This is a genomic window from Aeromonas sp. s2, from assembly GCF_040907935.1.
GTDB lineage: Bacteria > Pseudomonadota > Gammaproteobacteria > Enterobacterales > Aeromonadaceae > Aeromonas > Aeromonas dhakensis.
Window position 1 is genome coordinate 98,428 of the sequence record NZ_JBFOCR010000021.1, and the last position, 19,371, is coordinate 117,798.

Annotated in this window: 16 protein-coding genes and 1 tRNA gene; 8 read left to right on the plus strand and 9 right to left on the minus strand. The window is 60.5% G+C overall.

What is annotated here, in order from left to right:
- Positions 1-119 precede the first annotated feature (119 nt).
- On the plus strand, positions 120-1,187 hold the full coding sequence (locus AB5Y81_RS17795; RefSeq protein WP_017764948.1) for a glycosyltransferase family 9 protein: 1,068 nt from the start codon (positions 120-122) through the stop codon (positions 1,185-1,187).
- On the opposite strand, the gene AB5Y81_RS17800 is transcribed toward AB5Y81_RS17795, so the two are convergent.
- The 6 genes from AB5Y81_RS17800 to rfaD all read right to left on the minus strand — a co-directional run bounded on the left by AB5Y81_RS17800 (position 1,123) and on the right by rfaD (position 8,041).
- Positions 1,123-2,235 carry a glycosyltransferase family 9 protein gene (locus tag AB5Y81_RS17800; protein ID WP_279485109.1) on the minus strand — a complete coding sequence of 371 codons (1,113 nt, stop codon included), beginning with the start codon at positions 2,233-2,235 and terminating at the stop codon, positions 1,123-1,125. The genes AB5Y81_RS17795 and AB5Y81_RS17800 overlap by 65 nt on opposite strands.
- 55 nt (positions 2,236-2,290) lie before the next feature.
- Positions 2,291-3,319: a glycosyltransferase family 9 protein gene (locus AB5Y81_RS17805; RefSeq protein ID WP_185450490.1), complete on the minus strand. Its 1,029-nt coding sequence runs from the start codon at positions 3,317-3,319 to the stop codon at positions 2,291-2,293.
- Between the two features lie 74 nt (positions 3,320-3,393).
- Positions 3,394-4,059 (minus strand): glycosyltransferase family 25 protein, encoded by a 666-nt coding sequence (locus tag AB5Y81_RS17810; RefSeq protein ID WP_005306929.1) that lies wholly within the window; start codon positions 4,057-4,059, stop codon positions 3,394-3,396.
- Positions 4,056-5,270, minus strand: a complete 1,215-nt coding sequence (locus AB5Y81_RS17815) for an O-antigen ligase (protein WP_010635677.1) — start codon at positions 5,268-5,270, stop codon at positions 4,056-4,058. The genes AB5Y81_RS17810 and AB5Y81_RS17815 overlap by 4 nt, the downstream gene beginning before the upstream one ends.
- Positions 5,271-7,034, minus strand: coding sequence for a polysaccharide deacetylase family protein (locus tag AB5Y81_RS17820; RefSeq protein WP_279485108.1), 1,764 nt, complete (start codon positions 7,032-7,034; stop codon positions 5,271-5,273).
- A 50-nt stretch (positions 7,035-7,084) separates the two neighbouring features.
- Positions 7,085-8,041, minus strand: a complete 957-nt coding sequence (gene rfaD / locus AB5Y81_RS17825; protein WP_005306938.1) for an ADP-glyceromanno-heptose 6-epimerase — start codon at positions 8,039-8,041, stop codon at positions 7,085-7,087.
- A gap of 154 nt (positions 8,042-8,195) precedes the next feature.
- On the opposite strand from rfaD, the gene AB5Y81_RS17830 reads away from it, so the two are divergent.
- The 5 genes from AB5Y81_RS17830 to AB5Y81_RS17850 all read left to right on the plus strand — a co-directional run bounded on the left by AB5Y81_RS17830 (position 8,196) and on the right by AB5Y81_RS17850 (position 14,246).
- The gene (locus AB5Y81_RS17830; protein ID WP_005306940.1) at positions 8,196-8,840 is read left to right on the plus strand and encodes a TetR/AcrR family transcriptional regulator; all 645 of its coding nucleotides are present in this window, start codon (positions 8,196-8,198) and stop codon (positions 8,838-8,840) included.
- A gap of 115 nt (positions 8,841-8,955) precedes the next feature.
- A complete protein-coding gene (locus tag AB5Y81_RS17835; protein ID WP_279485107.1) occupies positions 8,956-10,146 on the plus strand; it encodes a glycine C-acetyltransferase in 1,191 nt (396 codons plus the stop codon).
- A gap of 56 nt (positions 10,147-10,202) precedes the next feature.
- Positions 10,203-11,231, plus strand: coding sequence for an L-threonine 3-dehydrogenase (gene tdh / locus AB5Y81_RS17840; RefSeq protein ID WP_017779450.1), 1,029 nt, complete (start codon positions 10,203-10,205; stop codon positions 11,229-11,231).
- Between the two features lie 200 nt (positions 11,232-11,431).
- Entirely contained in the window at positions 11,432-11,887 is a 456-nt protein-coding gene (locus AB5Y81_RS17845; RefSeq protein WP_017786998.1) for a cytochrome c5 family protein, read from the plus strand.
- Between the two features lie 85 nt (positions 11,888-11,972).
- Entirely contained in the window at positions 11,973-14,246 is a 2,274-nt protein-coding gene (locus tag AB5Y81_RS17850) for a bifunctional diguanylate cyclase/phosphodiesterase (RefSeq protein ID WP_026141315.1), read from the plus strand.
- Positions 14,247-14,256: 10 nt separating this feature from the next.
- On the opposite strand, the gene rep is transcribed toward AB5Y81_RS17850, so the two are convergent.
- Positions 14,257-16,269, minus strand: coding sequence for a DNA helicase Rep (gene rep, locus AB5Y81_RS17855; RefSeq protein ID WP_017779449.1), 2,013 nt, complete (start codon positions 16,267-16,269; stop codon positions 14,257-14,259).
- A 165-nt stretch (positions 16,270-16,434) separates the two neighbouring features.
- On the opposite strand from rep, the gene AB5Y81_RS17860 reads away from it, so the two are divergent.
- Positions 16,435-17,655 (plus strand): aminotransferase class V-fold PLP-dependent enzyme, encoded by a 1,221-nt coding sequence (locus tag AB5Y81_RS17860; RefSeq protein ID WP_043170512.1) that lies wholly within the window; start codon positions 16,435-16,437, stop codon positions 17,653-17,655.
- A 13-nt stretch (positions 17,656-17,668) separates the two neighbouring features.
- The gene (locus AB5Y81_RS17865) at positions 17,669-18,103 is read left to right on the plus strand and encodes a SufE family protein (protein WP_042049994.1); all 435 of its coding nucleotides are present in this window, start codon (positions 17,669-17,671) and stop codon (positions 18,101-18,103) included.
- Positions 18,104-18,124: 21 nt separating this feature from the next.
- Here the strand turns inward: AB5Y81_RS17865 and tcdA are convergent, their stop codons facing one another.
- Complete coding sequence (gene tcdA, locus AB5Y81_RS17870; RefSeq protein WP_279485106.1) at positions 18,125-18,961, minus strand: tRNA cyclic N6-threonylcarbamoyladenosine(37) synthase TcdA; 837 nt, start codon at positions 18,959-18,961, stop codon at positions 18,125-18,127.
- A 168-nt stretch (positions 18,962-19,129) separates the two neighbouring features.
- Positions 19,130-19,206: transfer RNA gene (locus tag AB5Y81_RS17875), tRNA-Asp, on the minus strand.
- Between the last annotated feature and the right edge of the window lie 165 nt (positions 19,207-19,371).

Below are 19,371 nucleotides of genomic sequence, written 5' to 3' on the forward strand. Positions count from 1 at the left end.
GCAGTCCCGGTCGGCTTGCGCCAGATCGGATTTTCACGCCGCACCGACAGCATCTGACTCACTTGTGCGGTATGCTGTCACGCTCACGATCAACCATGACCTCTGTTGAGGCCTGCCTTATGAAATACCTAGTAGTTCAAACCAAACAGATAGGGGATGTACTGATCTCCACCGCGCTGTGCAACAACCTCAAGCAGAATGACCCAAGCGGCGAGGTTCACTATCTGGTCATGGATTATTGCGCGGGTATGGCGCAGGGCAATCCCAATATCGATCGGCTCATCATCATCGAGAAAGCCAGGCGCAACGAGTGGCGCTACATGAAGGATCTGCTGCTGGCCATTCGCCGCGAACGCTACGACGTGGTGGTCAACAGCCAGGGCCAGATGATCGGCCTGCTCAGCTGCCTCTTCTCCGGTGCCCGCCTGCGCATAGGGTTTGACTCATTCCCCTGGCGGCTCGGCCACAACCGCATCGTCCGTTTTCGCAAGGACACTGAGTTTCAGGGCAACAGCACCCTGGTCGACGACCGCTTCTCGCTGCTCAAGCCGCTCAAGCTGGCCCGCGAGGATCGCAACTACTACCTCTGGCTGAGTGAAGAAGAGAAACAACAAGGAAGGGATACCCTGCTGGCCGCCGGCGTCGACCTGAACCGCCCGCTGATCGCCATGGGCGTCAACTCGCTCGGGCACTACAAGCGCTGGCCCATCGACTGCTTCGCCAAGGTCGCCCAGTGGCTGATCGAGCAGCACAATGCCCAGATCCTGATCTACTGCGGGCCGGGGGAGGAGGAGTACAACCGCGGCCTGAAACCGCTGCTGCCCGCCACCCTGCAAGCCAGCGTCTTCGATCACATCAAAACCCGCTCGGTACGGGAATTGGTGGGGCTGTTCGCTCACTGCCGGCTGTTTGTCGGCAATGACACCGGCCCCCGCCACATGGCGCAGGCCATCGACCTGCCCCTGCTGACCATAGTGGCCCCCGGTGGCGACAAGATCATCGCCAACCCGGTCAACCACCCCCGCTATCAGGCCATTGATGTGTTCGATGCCAAGGGGCCCGGCTTCCAGCTGCCGCAGAACGCGGAGAAGGACTTCATAGACGAAGCCCTGCTGCGCGCCATCACTCCCGAGCTGGTGATTGCACGGCTGACAGCGCTGCCTGATTGGCAAGCAGCCACGCCCTGAAAGTACACTCGAATTCGGCCAGATCGAGGGAGTTGATATCCTGCTCCCTGGTATTGGTCGAGAACAGCACTGTGGCTGACGGGGAGTTGGGGTGCCACTCGAGGAAGTTCTCGTTGCCGCCCCCTATATCCGGGTTATAGAGGCCAAGAATGGGCTTGTGCAGCCCGGCGGCGATGTGCACCGTGGCCGTGTCCACCGAGATCAACCCCTGACACTGGCGCAGCTGGGCAAACAGCCCGGCCAGCGAGGGTGCATCCGGTGACAGCAGCAGGCGATCCGGTTGACTCAGGCCAGCCCGGATCCCGGCCATTTCTTCTTCCATGCCCGGCGGATAGAGCAGGCAGATGGCGCAAGAGCCGGCCGCCAGCATCTGCTCAATCATCTGGCTGATAAGCTCGGGCCGCAAACGGCGGGAGCTGCCACTGCCGTACGGGTTGAAACAGAGGACCGGCGCGGCCGGCCACCAGCCGGACAGCGCATCGGGCGGGCTCATGGTCGGGACTATGTACTGCTGATCCGGATTGCTCACGCCGAGCCGCTGCAGCAGCAGGGCAAACTTGTCGGAGAAGTGCATGCCGCTGGAGGCCTTGCCCAGCTTGAGGTTGACCGCCTGCAGGGCATCGTCCATGCCGGCGACCCAATCCGCCCTCACCTGACTGATGAAGAAGATGTCCTTCATTTTCAGCATCTTGCCAAAATGCACCAGGCACTCCACTTCCCCCAGTGAATGGGCCAGCCGTTTGAGCTGGCCATAGCCCGGCCGCTTGGGCACCTCTATCACCTTGTCCATGCCGAAATGATCGCGAAACAGGGGCGCCATGGCCGCGGTCGTGACGATCCACACCTCCCGCTCCGGGCTGGCGCGCTTGATCTCGCGGGCCACCCAGGACGAGACAATGGCATCGCCCAGTTTGGCATCCCAGCGCAGCAACACTATCTTCCCCTTGCGCTCGTGCAGCGGAGCCGGCCGTTTGCGATCGAACAGCAGTTGCCCCAGCTTGCGGCGAAGAATGTCACGCTGGAGTTGCAGATCGTTGATTAATGACATGAATCCACCAGAAGAGCCGTTGAATTGGGAGAACGATGATACCAGCCTGACGCGGCTAGAGCGCCATCAGGGCATCGACCTGACGACTGATTTCGGCTGGCGACAGGGCCGCCAGCTGGTCCGTGGTCGAGCGCAGGATGATATTGCGACCCGCCAGCGGAATGAAGGCATCGCGCCAGCGCTCGTTGTTCATCAACACCAGGGTGGGCACCCCGAAGGAAGAGGAGATATGGATGATGGAGGTATCGGTCGAGATGACCCCTCGCGCATCCTTGATGATCTTGGCGGCATCGAGAATGGTGTCGGGAAACAGCGCTCTCATGTCTTGCCGCGAACAGACCACGGGCTGCCTGGAGAACACCAGGTAAGAGATCCCTTCATAGGCAGGCAACTGCGCCAGGATGCCGTCGATCTGCGCCTCCGTCATCGAGTTGCCGACCTGGCTGCCCGTCAGGTTGACCAGCAGATAACGGCCATACGCACGGGTATCCAGCTGCTCATTGCAGGGGGACGGTATGGTGACCGGCACCCCGGTCTGCTCGCCGGTCACGCTGAGCATGCGATAGACGAAGTGATCCCGCACTGGGCGTGACGACACTATGGTGGCCTTCTTGTTGAACAGCGGCAGCAACTTCTGCTGCCCTTCGCTCTTGAAGCGCAGGGGCAACGACTGCAAGCGCCCGTTGGCCAGCAACAGCAACTTGGCCATGGCGATATCGTCAGGCTCGTCAAACAGATTGATCACCAGATCATATCGCCGCTGCCTGAGTTCACGCAGCTTGCACCACATGCTCGCCGGCAACAGGGTGTCGTTGAGGGTGATCACGTGGCATTCGTCGATCCCGACGACCGATGCCGCCAGCAGCTGGTTCCGCCGGCTGCACACCAGCTCGAGGCGCGCGGCGGGGTAGATCTCCCTTAGCCGGGCAATGGCGGGCAGGGTGAGAATGAAATCGCCAATGGCGTCATAACCGACCACCAGCACCCTCTCCACCTCTGTTCCGGCGGGGCATGGGGCGGCGTCAGGCGCTCTGCCGATCAGCCATCTGGCAATGGAATGGGTAAGCAACTTTTTGAGGTTCATGGGTCATCCAGCATGTGTGGCCGCTGCTTTGGCAAGGCCCGCAGGGTGCCGACCCGCCATCGGCACACTCCGCCCTATTTCAGATAGTGGCCGTAGGCCCTGTCATCTATGGTGGTGGTGAACAGATCCACATCCAGACAGCTGGGCTCCACCCCGGATGCGGTCAGGCCATTGAGCTGCAACCGGCCGGTCAGATAGTCGGAAGGCATCCGCAGCGGATAGGCGCACTGCAACAGCTTCTTGGCCCCGGTCAGACTCAGCACATACCCTGCGGTAGAGAGCACACCTCGTTTGGAGGTGCGGCTGGGGGTCAGGTATCTGGCGAGTCGATAACCACCCGGCAGGGATGACAGGAACGGCCAGCGTTTGGCTTTACCATGGTGCAGGAAGACGATTTCCGATTTGCAGGAGTGCACTATGGCCTCGATGATGGCCTTGCTGTGCATGTGCAGGTAGATGTCATCCTCCAGCACCACGCAGCGCTCAATGCCCTCGGCCACGATGCGCTCATAAAGCCGGATATGGCTCATGGCACAACCTATCTCGCCAAAGCTCAGCGCATGACCGCACACCTCCTTGGCCAGTTCAAAATCCACCTTGGCCAGTTCGGCACTGCTCAACGCCTTCCCGTCGGTTGCGTCTACAAATTCGAAATCTATGCCCAAATGCGCCATCTGCTGGACAACCATCGCCCGTCGCTCAACGCTGCGAGCCAAACTGATGACAAAAACTGGAATCATGACGTACGGGTATCCTTTTTCAACTCATGGGCAAACCAGATGAAAACCAGGCTGAGTGTGTACAGATAGAGCACACCTTGATGCTCAAACGGCACATCACTCAATGAATTAACTGAAAACGCCAGCGGCACCAGCACCCCGGCGGAAATCTTGCTGATGTTGGTCGCGGCAAGGTAGAGAGGCCAACCCAGAAAAACCAGCAGCGCGACAAAGCCGATGCCGCCCCGGATCACCAGGTTCTGCATGTACTGGTTATGGGAATGGGCCAGCGCCGGATGAAAGATCAGCTCGGAAATCTGATGGTTGTTGACCTGCGTCTGCTTCAGCGCATCAAAACCATCGGTACCCACCCCGACAACCGGCGAATCCAGAAAGCCCAGCCAGGCGCTCTGCCAGGCAATCACCCGCAGGCCCCAGGAGGAGTCAAAAGAGCCGTTTTCTGCCGATTTAAGATCCGACACGGCTTCGGCAACCCGCACCTGTACCAGCTGGTTGGTCTGATAGATGGCGCCTGTCGTGGCCATGCAGAGTACGGCGACGGCAATGTATTTCCAGGGTTTGAAGTAGGCCTTGTAGCAGATGACGTAGGCGAGAATGATCCCGAAGGCGAGCCAGACCCCCCGACTCTGGGAGAGATACAGAGCAAACAGGGCAGCGAGCAGGCCAACCAGAGCCCCCCCTCTCAGCCAGGCGGCCAGTTGCCCCTGCTGAAAGACAAACCAGTTGAGAATCGCCAGGGCAAGTGCCGCCTGCGAGAAGAGAATGGCATTGGTGAACCCCTCCACCCTGACGATACCGTGATGGTACTGCCAGAAGCTGAGGATCCCGAGCCCGACGCCACCCAGCACGATGGCCAGGTACCCCAGCATCAGCAGCACGGGTTTGCGCGGCATCATCAGCGCGAAGACAGCGACATAAAACAGCCCTCGCATCACCCCGTACTGATCGCCATGGATCAACCGGTTCACGAAGATCATGACGGCGTACACCAGCAGGCCCCAGAGAATCCGTCGATCCCTGAGCCCAACATCCCGCTGCTTGCCGACAAAGTAGTTCAACAGACCGAAGATCCCGGTCACCGCCAGCAGGTTGGACTGCATGCTCTGGCCGGCTGGCACCAGAAACAGGCCGCAAAAGGCAAAGATGATGGTCAGTCCGAACAGGGCTGTCGTCACCTTATCGAGCAAAACGAGGCTTCTGCTGAGCATCAATCACGATTTCCTGAAGACATAGTTACCCCGGATCTTGCGCCACAGGCCAAACACATCGGTACGCGGGAAGATGGCGATGCGGCGGATCCGGAAAGGGTCCTGGTGCATGGCTCTGGGCCCGCTGTTGGTGGCCACGGCAAAACGGTAGCCCGCCGCCATCGCCTGCGCCTTGGCGCTCTCATCCATATCCCCATAAGGGTAGGCGAACGACAGCAAAGGGTGGCCAAGCAGAGTCTCGAGTTGCCGCTTGTTCTCTTGTATTTCATGGGCTTGCTGCTCGGGTGCAAGCTTGCTCAACCTGGGGTGGGTCAGGGTATGGCCGCCGATCTCCACATGGCCGGAGGCCACCAGCGCCTTGAGCTGCTCGCCATTCATCAGGTCCACCCGGGTGTCCGGGTTGCTCGCCTGCTCCACGTCCCAGCGGTTATACCCTTCCCCCGTGACCACGTATACCACGGCTTTGTAACCATATTTTTCCAGCAGCGGCAGCATGCGGGTCAGATTGTCCTGATAGCCATCGTCGGCCGTGATCATCAGGTATCTCTTGCCGTACTGCAGCCGGTGAATGAAGCCCTTGTCCGCCAGGTCGCGAAAGGTCAGGGTCTCATAACCCAGCCACTTCATCAGGCGCAGGTGCTTTTCGAACATGGCGATCGGCATCCAGGTACCGTGCACCCCCTTCTCGCTCTCGTGCTCGATAAAGCGGTGGTACATGATGACCGGCATCTCGCGGCGCAGGGTTTCGACCACCGCATCCTGATAGATGGACTCCAGCCCGGAAACTACCCCCGCCAAGCCATACTCGGCCTGAATGCGCAGACGGATCACGTCGGAGACGCTGCCGCTGGCCAGGGCCGGGGCAATCTGCGTCTTCAGCGCGGCAAAATCGATAGCCAGATCCCTGGGGCCTATGTCGCCGAAGTTGCTGGCCAGCGCCTCATCCAGATTCTGCCCGGTCACCAGGCCGATGGCCTTGGCCTCGCCGATGGCAAACGCCGGACGACCGCACAACAGGGCTTCCATCGCTACCCGACCGGCACCGATCACCAGATCGCATTGCGCCATCAGGGCAGGGACATCCTCCACGTAACCGACGAAATCGACCCGGTCACGAAAACGCACGAAGCGCTCGGGCAGCTGGCTGCCACTCACCACCTTCACCTGGCAGGCATCCAGATCCAGCACTTCATCCAGCAACCGGTAGCAGAGCTCCCCCTTGGGGCCGCTGAGCCGACCTATGATGGCGATCACCGGCTTGGCGTTGTCCGGAGCCGGCACGGGCTGGAACTTGTCGGTCTCGATGCCGTTGCGCAGCACCTGTACGATGGCCGGATCCACCCCCAGATTGTCGATGATCTGGCTGGCGATATCTTCGCACACCGCCACCGCCCGAAAACCGAGGGCATGAAAGGCCTTGCGGGAGGCATGCACCGGCTGGCGCCCGTGTACCGTGGTGATCATGGGAGTGCCGGTCAGCTTGCAGGCCACATAGCTGCTCCAGCCGGAGGCGCGCGAGTGGGCATGCACCAACTGGATATGATGCTTCTTGATGAGGTAGACGAGGTAAAACACGTGCCAGAAGCGGCGCAGTATGCTGCGCTTGTTGAATCGCAGCTTGAATACCTGGCCCAGCGTGGGCTTGGTCAGGGTGTCCGATACGTAGAAAACCTGGTGGCCACGCCGGGTCAATTCGTTACCGACCGTGGTGGCATAGACCTCAGCTCCCGTCACTTCGAGCTGGGAGAGTGCCATCAATATATTCATGGGAGGGTATCCGAACGACGGGTGACCAGCAGCCACCCGTCAGAGGGGGATCAAGCCCGGTTCAACCAGGCCATGTAGTCGGCCACGCCTTCGGCCACGGTCTTGAACTCGGCGTCATAGCCGACACCGCGCAGCTTGGTCATGTCCGCCTGGGTGAAGCTCTGATAGCGGCCCTTGAGGTGATCCGGGAAGGGAATGTACTCGACGGCGCCCTTCTGGTGATGCTTGATCACCGCCTCGGCCACGTTCTGGAACGGCTCGGCCCGGCCGGTACCGCAGTTGAAGATGCCGGAGTGCTGCGGATTCTGCCAGAACCAGAGGTTCACCTTGCAGACGTCATCCACATAGATGAAGTCGCGCATCTGACCGCCGTTGGGGAAACCGTCGCAGCCTTCGAACAGCTTGGGATTTTCGCCCTTCTTCACCTGGGTGTTGAGGTGGAAGGCAACCGAAGCCATGGAGCCCTTGTGCTGCTCGCGCGGGCCATAGACGTTGAAGTACTTGAGACCGACTACCTGAGAGTTGATCTCCGGCATCCAGCGGCGCACATACTGGTCGAACAGCTGCTTGGAGTAGCCGTAGACGTTGAGCGGCTGCTCGAACTTGGGATCTTCGATGAAGTTGTCGTTGCGCCCGCCGTAGGTCGCGGCGGAAGAGGCGTAGATGAACGGAATTTCCCGCTCGATGCAGTAGTGGAACAGATCCTTGGAGTACTCGTAGTTGACCTCCATGATGAACTTGCCGTTCCACTCGGTGGTGGCGGAGCAGGCACCTTCGTGGAAGATCACCTCGATGCCGTCCCACTCTTCAAACTCGTCACCGGAGACGATCCGCGCCTGGAACTCATCCTTATCCATGTAATCGGCAATGGTCAGATCGACCAGATTGACGAACTTGGTGCCGTCGGTCAGATCATCGATGACCACGATGTCGGTCCGTCCTTGAGCGTTCAGCTGCTTGACCAGATTGCTGCCGATAAAGCCAGCACCGCCAGTTACTACGATCATGGAGTTTGCCTCGCGTACGTTGATGGTCACATGTGACTGCCTGTTAAAGCTGTGTATAGTGAGCCAATTTAAAATTGCCGAAAAGTTTATCACGGGCCGCAGGGGGATTCGACCTTGACGAGATCGCCCCCGGGACCCGGCAGAGGGAGCAGCGATGAAAACCAGAGACAGGATCATTCACAGCGCCACCGAGCTGTTCAACGATCAGGGTGAGCGCAACATCACCACCAACCACATTGCCGCCCACCTCGGCATCAGCCCGGGCAACCTCTATTACCACTTCCGCAATAAAGAAGACATCATCCACTCCATCTTCGACCAGTACGCCCGTCACCTGAGCGAGAGTTTCACACCGGCCCGCAGCGACGAGATCAAGCTGGAAAACCTGATGGGCTATCTGGATGCCATCTTCTATCTGATGTGGCAGTTCCGCTTTTTCTACGCCAACCTGCCGGACATTCTCAGTCGCGACGAGCCGCTGCAGCAGAAGTACCTCAAGGCCCAGGAGCAGCTACGCGCCGCCGTGGTGGCCCTGCTCAGAAGCCTGCGCGAGGGCGGCATCATAGACGTCAGCGACGAGGATCTGCCGGATCTGGGCCAGACCATCAAGATGGTGGTGACCTGCTGGATCCCGTTCCAGATCGCCCAGGCTCCCAGCACCCGCATCACCAAGCCACTGCTCTATCAGGGCGTCTTGCGGGTGCTGTTTCTGCTGCGCCCCTATGTGCAGCCGCAGGTGGCCGAACAGATCCGCCAGCTGGAGCAGCATTACCGTCAACTGGCCCAACCAGCCGGGTGAGATCTGTTTCACATTTGTTGAACATCAGCACAATAATTTGAATTCGCCGCAACAGATTGCAGTAAAATGTCGTCCTCTGTTGATACGCAGCTGAAATAGCCAATGAGGATCGAGGATGTCTAACGGATTCTATCGTCACCTGACCGAGCAGCTTGAGCAGGTCCAGGCTGAAGGATTGTACAAGCAGGAACGCGTCATCACCTCGGCCCAGCAGGCCCGGATTGCGGTGGGCGGCGAGCAGGTGCTGAACTTCTGTGCCAACAACTATCTGGGGCTGGCCAACCACCCCGATCTGATCGAAGCGGCCCACCAGGGGCTGGACAGCCACGGCTTCGGCATGGCCTCGGTCCGTTTCATCTGCGGCACCCAGGATCAGCACAAGGCGCTGGAGCAGAAGCTGTCAGCCTTCCTCGGCACCGAAGACACCATCCTCTACTCTTCCTGCTTCGATGCCAACGGCGGTCTGTTCGAGACGCTGTTCGGCACCGAAGACGCCATCATCTCCGATGCCCTCAACCACGCCTCCATCATCGATGGGGTCCGGTTGTGCAAGGCCAAGCGCTATCGCTACGCCAACAATGACATGGCCGAGCTGGAAGCCCAGCTCAAGCAGGCCGATGCCGATGGTGCCCGCTTCAAGCTGATCGCCACCGACGGCGTCTTCTCCATGGATGGCGTCATCGCCGACCTCAAATCCATCTGCGATCTGGCTGACAAGTACGATGCGCTGGTGATGGTGGATGACTCCCATGCCGTCGGCTTCATCGGCGAGAACGGCCGCGGCACCCACGAATATTGTGGCGTGATGGAGCGGGTCGACATCATCACCGGCACCCTGGGCAAGGCGCTCGGCGGCGCCTCCGGCGGTTACACCTCCGGCAAGAAAGAGGTGATCGACTGGTTGCGTCAGCGCTCCCGCCCCTATCTCTTCTCCAACTCGCTGGCCCCCTCCATCGTCGCCGCCACCATCAAGGTGATCGACATGCTGGCCGACGGCCACGATCTGCGTGCCCGCCTGAAGGAGAACAGCCAGTACTTCCGCGAGCGGATGAGCGCCGCCGGTTTTACTCTGGCCGGTGCCGATCACGCCATCATCCCGGTGATGCTCGGAGACGCCAAGCTGGCAGCCGAGATGGCGAGCCGCATGCTGGCCGCCGGCATCTATGTGGTGGGCTTCTCCTTCCCGGTCGTGCCCAAGGGCCAGGCCCGCATCCGCACCCAGATGTCCGCCGCCCATACCCGCGAACAGCTGGATCAGGCCATCGATGCCTTCATTTGCATCGGCCGCGAACTCGGCATCATCTGATTTGAATCAAGGGGCCCGGCGCCCCTTTTTTCTGCGTTCATCGTGAAGGAACAACCATGAAAGCACTCTCCAAACTGCACAAAGAAGTCGGCATCTGGATGACGGACGTACCGGCCCCCGAGCTCGGCCACAACGACCTGCTCATCAAGATCCGCAAGACCGCCATCTGTGGCACCGATATCCACATCTACAACTGGGACGAATGGTCACAGAAGACCATCCCGGTGCCCATGGTGGTCGGCCACGAATACGTCGGTGAAGTCGTTGCCGTGGGCCAGGAAGTGCGCGGCTTCGCGGTCGGTGACCGGGTCTCCGGCGAAGGCCACATCACCTGTGGCCACTGCCGCAACTGCCGTGCCGGCCGCACCCACCTGTGCCGCAACACCATAGGTGTCGGCGTCAACCGCCCCGGCGCTTTTGCCGAGTACCTGGTGATCCCGGCCTTCAACGCCTTCAAGCTGCCGGACAACATCCCGGATGAGCTGGCCGCCATCTTCGATCCGTTCGGCAACGCGGTGCACACCGCCCTCTCCTTCGACCTGGTGGGTGAAGACGTGCTGATCACCGGCGCCGGCCCCATCGGCATCATGGCTGCCGCCGTCTGCCGCCATGTGGGTGCCCGTCACGTGGTGATCACCGACGTCAACGAGTACCGGCTCGAGCTGGCCCGCAAGATGGGCGCCACCCGCGCCGTCAACGTGGCCAAGGAGCACCTCTCCGACGTGATGAGCGAGCTTGGCATGACCGAGGGGTTCGACGTGGGGCTGGAGATGTCCGGCGTCCCCTCCGCCTTCCAGGACATGATCGACAAGATGAACCACGGCGGCAAAATCGCCATGCTCGGCATTCCCCCCGCCACCATGGCCATCGACTGGGGCAAAGTGATCTTCAAGGGACTGTTCATCAAGGGGATTTACGGCCGCGAGATGTTCGAAACCTGGTACAAGATGGCGAGCCTCATCCAGTCCGGGCTCGATCTCTCCCCCATCATCACCCACCGCTTCCACATCGACGACTTCCAGCAGGGCTTCGATGCCATGCGCTCCGGCCAGTCCGGCAAGGTGATCCTCAGCTGGGACAAATAAGCCTTTCAGCACTTCAATCAGATGAAACCCGGTGAAAACCGGGTTTCTTTTTTGCAGGCCGGCCTCGCCAGTTTGTGATCCGACGAAGAAACTTTGCACGCAGAGTACTTAACACTTCACACACAAGCGTTTAAATGGCTGTAACTATTCGGTTATAATCCAGTCGTTTTCTAGGGATAATAAAAGCCTGCTGGGAGTACATGAGCGTGTTGAAAAAACTGAGCTATTTGCTGGCGGTCGGGATGACGGCCGCCAGTTTGTCCGGTGCCGTGCTGGCTGCCGATGATATGTCGCCGGAGGCCATTGCCGAGCGCATCAAGCCTGTCGGTCAGGTCTACACCGCCAAGGATCTGGAAGGGATTGCGACCGCAGGCGCAGCCCCTGCGGCGGCCGCGTCATCCGGCCCGCGCGACGGTGAAGCCGTGTTCAAGGGCGCCTGCTTCGCCTGTCACGATGCCGGCATCGCCGGCGCGCCCAAGCGCGGCGACAAGGCTGCCTGGGAACCTCGTATCGCGCAAGGCATTGAAACACTTAAGAAACATGCCATTGCTGGCTTCGCAGGCAAGACCGGCGTCATGCCACCCAGAGGGACTTGCGCCACCTGTAGCGATGAAGAGATCGAAAACGCCATTCACTACATGATCGACAAGCTCTAAGTGATTGAAAGGGCCGCATATGCGGCCCTTTCAATCTGATGACTTCCGACTACTCTTTGAAGGGTAGATAAATCGGGAGTCACTCATGTCAGCGCAACCCACAGCACCACATTACTCGACTCCCTTGCTGGCGTTGGTTTCCGCTATTATGGATTTCCCCGCCCCCTCCGTCGCCACCGCCAAAGATTACGACACCCTGATCCAGCAGCTGAACCAGCTCTGCCCGTTGCAACATTTCGGCATGCTCGGCCTGTCGGAAGCCGGACTGCACTGGGTGTGTGAATACCAGGTCCCCGACAGTTTCAAATTGCAGCTGGGGCTGGAAGAGTCACGCATCACGGATCAACTGACCCAGCTGGACGAAGCCGAGGGTTGGTGCACCCTGCCGGTCGAGCACGGTCAGATCCAGTGGTTGCTGGCCTGCTGCCAACCCAAGGAGCTGCCGACGCTGCGCCTGTTGCTGGAGTGCCTGGCCAAACGGCTGAACGAGACCCAGGCTGGCTCCCAGCTGTCAGAGCTGGCCTCGCCGCTCATTCGCAAGGATCCGGACTGGCAGAGAAAGATCGAGAGCATCAACCGCATCATCCGGCTGGCCAACACCCTGCCCAGCCAGGCGCTCTTCTCCCAGCTCGAGGCTGTGTTGCGCCAGATGCTCGCCATTCAGGACATGCTGCTGGTACGCATCGACAGCCACCGGCTGGAGAAGATCTACCCGGAACTACCCCACCACAGCGACGAATTCATCACCGGGCTCTGCCACAGCACCAACAACATTGAGCAGCACAAGGAGCAGCTTTACTGGTATAGCCAGCCGCTGCGTCTCCAGCAGCAGTACTTCGCCCACTTCCTCATCAGCCTGCAACAGCCGCTGGAAACCGACGACCGGCTGTTTCTCGACTTTCTGCGCAGCCAGCTGACCCTGCTGCTGGAGCTGAGACGGATCCGCCAGCAGCTCCACGACATCAACTCGGAAGACTCCATCAACCAGCGGCTGCAGCAGTTGCGCCAGACCAACCTCAGACTGCAGAAGCAGTTGAAGCAGCACCAGGAGCTGGAACGCCGACTGCAGTTCGATGCCCTGCACGACCCGCTGACCCAGCTACCCAACCGGGCACTGTTGATGAACCACCTCAACCACGCCATGACCCACTTTCACCGCTACAAGTCGCCCGGGTTTTCGCTGATCTTCATCGATGTGGACCACTTCAAGCAGGTCAACGACACTCTCGGCCATAGCGCCGGCGACCAGCTGCTCAAGGAGATGAGCCGCCGCCTGCAAACCTGCATACGACAAAACGACATGGTGGCAAGGCTGGGGGGGGACGAGTTCGTCATCTATCTGGACAGCAGCAAGACCGAGGAAGATATCAGCCCGGTGCTCAACCGCATCATCAGCCGCCTCTCCTATCCCTTCCGGCTGATGGGCAACGAACTCGGCATCACGGTGAGTCTCGGGGTCGCCAGCGTATCGGAACAGACATCCGACATCAGCCAGCTGTTGCATCAGGCCGACCTGGCCATGTACCAGGCCAAGCGCAACGGCCGCAGCCGCATCGTTAGCTATTCGGAGGAGTGCTCGGCCCAGACCTGGGCCTCACCGGAAGAGATGCTGGCCAGAGCGCTGCGGGCAGGCCGCATCGTGCCCTATTTCCAGCCGGTGATCCGGCTCAAGGACAGCCGCCTGACCGGGCTGGAGGTCATGGCTCGCTGGATCACCGAAGAGGGGGTACTCAAGGACGCATTCGACTTCATCCCGCTGGCGGAGCAGTGTGGCCTCATCCAGGAGCTGGATTACCAGATCCTGCGCCACACCTGCCAGCAGTTGAAGGAGTGGCTGCCGCTCTCCGGCCAGAGCAAGTTCAAGGTGGCCATCAACCTGTCCGGCAAGCATCTGGTCAGCCATGAACAGATCATGCAACTGGTCGAGATCATCGAATCCGAGGGGATCTCCCCCGGCTATCTGATTTTCGAATTCAACGAGCGCGAGTTGTCACGGCAGGATTCCGATGCCCTCACCTCCCTGCACGAGCTGAGGGCCAAGGGCATTCAGATCAGCCTGGATGACTTCGGTACCGGCTTCTCTTCCCTCAATGCCCTGTTCCATTTCCCGGTGGACTACATCAAGGTGGATGACAGCTTCACCCATCGCATGCTGCAATCTCCCAAGGATCTGGCGCTCATTCGCGCCATGCGCGACATCTGCCAGGATCTGGACTTCACCCTTGTGGTGGAAGGGATAGAGAACCAGCAGCAACTGCAGAAGCTGATCGACCTGGGCTGCCTGATGGGCCAGGGGCGCTACATTTCACCGCCCATGCCGGGCGCCGACATCACGCCCCTGCTGACCCAGAGCAAATAAGCGGAGCGACTCAATCCTTCTTGAACATGGCGCGCAGATTGGCCACCGCCATCTGCCCCTTCTGCTGGCGCTCCTCTGCGGTCACCTTCTTCTGGTTCTCCCACTCCAGATCATCCTGCGGCAGTTCCAGCAGGAAGCGGCTCGGCTCCGGTCGTACCGACTCGCCAAACTGGCGCCGCTCCTTGCAGAGGGTGAAGGTGAGCTCGGTCTGGGCCCGGGTGATCCCCACGTAGGCGAGGCGCCGCTCCTCTTCCACGTTGTCCTCGTCGATGCTGGTCTGGTGAGGCAGCAGACCCTCCTCCATACCCACCATGTAGACATAGGGAAACTCCAGCCCCTTGGAGGCGTGCAGGGTCATCAGCTGCACCTGATCCGCCTCATCCTCCCCCTCGTTGCGCTCCATCATGTCGCGCAGAGTGAGACGGGTCACGACTTGAGCGAGCGTCATCGACTCTTCCAGCTCGTCCCCCTCCAGCATCTCGCTGATCCAGCGATAGAGGGTGGAGACGTTCTGCATCCGCATCTCGGCCGCCTTCGGGCTGGGGGAGGTCTCGTAGAGCCACTCCTCGTAGTGGATCTCCTTGATCATGTCACGCACCGCCTCCACCGGGTTGCCGCGCAGGGCCTGATCACCGAGCCGCACCAGCCAGTTGGTGAAAGCCTGCAGCGCGGTGAGGCCACGACCGGATAGGTGCTGTTCCAGCCCCAGCTCGAAGCTGGCGGAAAACAGGCTCTTGCCGCGCTGATTGGCGTACTGACCCAGCTTCTCGAGCGTGGTGGGACCGATCTCGCGCCGCGGCAGGTTGACCACTCGCAGGAAGGCGGTGTCCTCGTCCGGATTCACCAGCAACTTGAGGTAGGCCATGATGTCCTTGATCTCGGTACGAGAGAAGAAGGAGGTGCCGCCCGAGATGCGATAGGGGATGCGGTTGGTCATCAGCGCCTTCTCGAAGATGCGCGACTGATGGTTGCCCCGGTAGAGGATGGCGTAATCCTTGAAGCGGGTGCGATTCATGAACTTGTGACCCATCAGCTCGGCGGCGATGCGCTCCGCCTCGTGCTCCTCGTTCTTGGCAAACAGCACCTTGAGCTTCACCCCCTCGTCCAGCTCGGAGAAGAGGGCCTTGTCGTAGACGTGGGGGTTGTTGGCGATCAGGATGTTGGCGCACTTGAGGATGCGCCGCTTGGAGCGGTAGTTCTGCTCCAGCTTGATGAGCCGCAGATTGGGGAAGTCCTCGTTCAGCAGCACCAGGTTCTGCGGCTTGGCACCGCGCCAGGAGTAGATGGACTGGTCGTCGTCTCCCACTACGGTGAAGCGGGCCCGCTCGCCGACGATCTGCTTCACCAGCTCGTACTGGCTGGTGTTGGTGTCCTGGTATTCATCGACCAGCAGATAGCGGATCTTGCTCTGCCAGCGCTCGCGCACCTCCTGGTTGCTCTTGAGCAGCAAGGTCGGCATCACGATGAGGTCGTCAAAATCCAGCGCGTTGTAGGCCACCATCTGGCGGTGGTAGCGCTCGTAGAGCTGGGCCATCAGCACCTCTTCCGGCCCGCGGGCGATGCGCATGGCCCGAGCCGGCAGGATGAGGTCGTTCTTCCAGTTGGAGATCTGGCTGATAAGAGCCGAGAGCTTGTCCTTGTCGTTGTCGAGCTCCTCCTCGGTCAGCTCCTTGAGCAGCGCCAGCTGATCGGTGTCGTCGAACAGTGAGAAGTTGGCCTTGAGGTTCAGGCTCTTGTGCTCGCGGCGAATGATCTCGAGCCCCAGGGTATGGAAGGTGGAGACCATCAGCCCCCGCGCCTCCTTGCGACCCAGGGTCTGGCCGACCCGCTCCTTCATCTCCCGCGCCGCCTTGTTGGTAAAGGTGACCGCCGCTATGTTGCGCGCGTTGTAGCCGCACTGCTGCACCAGATAGGCAATCTTGTTGGTGATGACGCGGGTCTTGCCCGATCCGGCACCCGCCAGCACCAGGCAAGGGCCGGAGACATACTTGACCGCTTCGTTCTGATTGGGGTTGAGCTTCATGGGCCGGATCTCTTGGCTTATGATGAGGGGCGGCATTGTAACAGAAATCACCCGGCCAGCCCCATCGAGCAATAGCTCGCCAGATGCCTTGTGTTCGGCGGCGGTTTTCAGGATCATGACCGACTTTTCGAGATGATGACCACTTTTCCAGACAGTGAGGGGAGCATGAACCAGCAACAGCACGACCGGCTGCGCAGCCAGTTTCCGGCCTTGGCGCAGGAGGTCAACGGCCACCCGCTGGTCTATCTGGACAATGCCGCCACCACCCAGAAGCCGCAAACCGTGCTGGATGCGATCAATCACTACTATCGGGCCGACAACGCCAATGTGCACCGTGCCGCCCACGCCCTGAGCGGCCGGGCCACCCGCGCCTTCGAAGATGCCCGCGAGACTGTCGCTCGCTTTATCAATGCCCCTCGCAGCCACGAGGTGATCTGGACCCGTGGCACCACGGAGGCGATCAACCTGATGGCCCAGAGCTGGGGGATAAGCGAGCTGAGGGCGGGGGATGAAGTCGTGCTCAGCACCCTGGAACACCACGCCAACATCGTCCCGTGGCAATTGGTCGCCCAGCGCACCGGCGCCGTCATCCGGGTCGTCCCCCTCGATGAGCGGGGCGATCTCGACATGGCCGCCTATCTGGCCATGCTGGGACCACGTACCCGACTGGTGAGCGTGGCTCACGTCTCCAATGCCCTCGGTACCGTCAACCCGGTCGAACAGATAGTGGCGGCCGCCAAGGCGGTCGGCGCCCTGACCCTGATCGACGGCGCCCAGGCAGTGGCTCATCTCGAGGTAGATGTGCAGACAATCGGCTGCGACTTCTACGTCTTCTCCGGCCACAAGCTCTACGGCCCGACTGGTATCGGCGTGCTGTGGGGGCGCACCGAACTGCTGGAGCGGATGCCGCCCTGGCAGGCCGGCGGCGAGATGATCGACAGGGTCAGCTTCAGCGGTACTACCTTCAATAGCCTGCCCTTCAAGTTCGAGGCGGGTACGCCCCATATCGCCGGCGCCATCGGCCTAGCCGCCGCCATCGACTTTGTGATGGAGCAAGACCGGGGGTTGCTGGCCAGCCATGAAGCGGTGCTGACCGACTATCTGGTCGCCGGCCTGCGGCAGGTGCCGGGGCTGCATCTTGTCGGCGAACCTCGCCAACGCGCCGGCGCGGTCTCCTTCCTGCTAGCGGATATCCACCCCCAGGATGCGGCTACCCTGCTCGACATGCAGGGGATCGCCCTGCGGGTCGGCCACCACTGCGCCATGCCGTTGATGGAGAGCCTTGGCATAGGCGGCACAATGCGAGCCTCGCTGGCCTGTTACAACAACCGTGACGATGTGGACGCCCTGCTGGCCGCCCTGCACAAACTCAGTGACTTCTTCTAAGGCAGACAACCCGATGAACAGCCTCGCAACCTATACCCGGATCGGCCTTGAGCCCGATGCCGATACCATCCGCCAGCAGTTTGCGGCGGCGAACGGCTGGGAGAACCAGTACCGCCTTATCATACAGCTCGGCAAGCTGCTACCCACCTTGCCCGCAGAGTGGCAGCAGGAAGAGAACCGCTTGAAAGGGTGCGAGAGCCAGGCCTGGCTGAAGGGTGAAAAGAGTGAGGATGGCAACTGGCACTTTGCCTGCGACTCCGATGCCCGCATCGTGCGTGGCCTCATCGTCATCGTGCTGGCGGCGCTCAATCATCAGAGTGCCAACGCTATCCAGGCTTTTGATATGGATGCCTATTTCAGTGAATTGGGGCTCGAGAAACACCTGAGCCCGTCGCGGGGCAACGGGCTCAGGGCCATAGTATTGGCTATCCGGCAACAGGCAGTCTAACCCGCCTTGTTCAGTGGTCGATCAGGCTTCGCCAATCGACCCTGTTTCTTCATTCCCGGCCTCTTTCTCGGCACGGGCTCCTCGTTCGGCAATCGTCCTCAATACCCGGGAGGCGGCGACCAAGCCAAAGGTGGCCGTCACCGGCGTCACGGCGCCAAAGCCAGAGGCGCAATCCATCTTCATATTGCCATCGCTGGCCGCCTTGGCCTGACAGGTGCCGCCATTACCATCCGGGTAGCTCAACTGCTCGGTTGAAAAGACACACTCCACCCCGAACTTGCGCGCCGGATTCTTGCTGAAACTGTGTAGCCGGCGCAGGTCAGAGCGCACCTTGGCGGCCAGCGGATCCTGAATGGTCTTGGCCAGATCGGCCACGGTGATCTGCGTCGGGTCCATCTGCCCACCGGCGCCGCCCGCCACAATCACCGGGATCTTGTTGCGCTTGCAGAAGGCAATCAGCGCCACCTTGGCCTTGACCGAGTCGATGGCATCCACCACATAGTCAAACTCCCGCTTGATATGCTCGGCCAGGTTGTCGGCGGTAACGAAGTCATCCACCTCGATCACCTCGCAATCCGGATTGATGGCACGGATGCGCTCGGCCATCACCTCCGTCTTGAGGCGACCGACCGTGCCCTGCATGGCATGGATCTGGCGGTTAGTGTTGGTGATGCAGATGTCATCCATGTCGATCAGGGTGATCTGGTTGATGCCGGCACGGGCCAGCGCCTCTGCCGCCCAGGAGCCGACGCCGCCGATCCCGACCACACAGACACGCGCCTGGCTGAAGGAACCAAGTGCACTCTGACCATAAAGACGGGCAATGCCCCCGAATCGCTGTAGATACTCTGCTTTCATACCACCACCTTGATTGAGGGCGGCCATTATAGCGACAACCATGGGCGGCGGCGAATTTCAGATAAACATGAAACGGGATGGAGCAACGAAATCGGGCTAACCGAGATGAGATAGAGAGATCGTAGAGACGAAAAAAAGCCCAGTCTTTCGACTGGGCTTCTTAAGTAGTGGCGGAGCGGACGGGACTCGAACCCGCGACCCCCGGCGTGACAGGCCGGTATTCTAACCGACTGAACTACCGCTCCGCATTCGGTTAGCTTTCGCTAAATCTTTTGCCGCTTCTTCTGAGGTGTCATCCTCGCAGCCGGCCATGTGCTTTCACATCACCGTTTAATTGGGTGCCTGGCAGTGTCCTACTCTCGCATGGCGAATGCCACACTACCATCGGCGCTACAGCGTTTCACTTCTGA

Bases quoted from the DNA above. Each gene is read 5' to 3' on its own strand.
- AB5Y81_RS17795 (WP_017764948.1), top strand. From the start codon at position 120: ATGAAATACCTAGTAGTTCAAACCAAACAGATAGGGGATGTACTGATC.
- AB5Y81_RS17800 (WP_279485109.1), bottom strand. From the start codon at position 2,235: ATGTCATTAATCAACGATCTGCAACTCCAGCGTGACATTCTTCGCCGC.
- AB5Y81_RS17835 (WP_279485107.1), top strand. From the start codon at position 8,956: ATGTCTAACGGATTCTATCGTCACCTGACCGAGCAGCTTGAGCAGGTC.
- tdh (WP_017779450.1), top strand. From the start codon at position 10,203: ATGAAAGCACTCTCCAAACTGCACAAAGAAGTCGGCATCTGGATGACG.
- AB5Y81_RS17850 (WP_026141315.1), top strand. From the start codon at position 11,973: ATGTCAGCGCAACCCACAGCACCACATTACTCGACTCCCTTGCTGGCG.
- AB5Y81_RS17845 (WP_017786998.1), top strand. From the start codon at position 11,432: ATGAGCGTGTTGAAAAAACTGAGCTATTTGCTGGCGGTCGGGATGACG.
- AB5Y81_RS17830 (WP_005306940.1), top strand. From the start codon at position 8,196: ATGAAAACCAGAGACAGGATCATTCACAGCGCCACCGAGCTGTTCAAC.
- rfaD (WP_005306938.1), bottom strand. From the start codon at position 8,041: ATGATCGTAGTAACTGGCGGTGCTGGCTTTATCGGCAGCAATCTGGTC.
- AB5Y81_RS17805 (WP_185450490.1), bottom strand. From the start codon at position 3,319: ATGAACCTCAAAAAGTTGCTTACCCATTCCATTGCCAGATGGCTGATC.
- rep (WP_017779449.1), bottom strand. From the start codon at position 16,269: ATGAAGCTCAACCCCAATCAGAACGAAGCGGTCAAGTATGTCTCCGGC.
- AB5Y81_RS17820 (WP_279485108.1), bottom strand. From the start codon at position 7,034: ATGAATATATTGATGGCACTCTCCCAGCTCGAAGTGACGGGAGCTGAG.
- AB5Y81_RS17860 (WP_043170512.1), top strand. From the start codon at position 16,435: ATGAACCAGCAACAGCACGACCGGCTGCGCAGCCAGTTTCCGGCCTTG.
- AB5Y81_RS17810 (WP_005306929.1), bottom strand. From the start codon at position 4,059: ATGATTCCAGTTTTTGTCATCAGTTTGGCTCGCAGCGTTGAGCGACGG.
- tcdA (WP_279485106.1), bottom strand. From the start codon at position 18,961: ATGAAAGCAGAGTATCTACAGCGATTCGGGGGCATTGCCCGTCTTTAT.
- AB5Y81_RS17865 (WP_042049994.1), top strand. From the start codon at position 17,669: ATGAACAGCCTCGCAACCTATACCCGGATCGGCCTTGAGCCCGATGCC.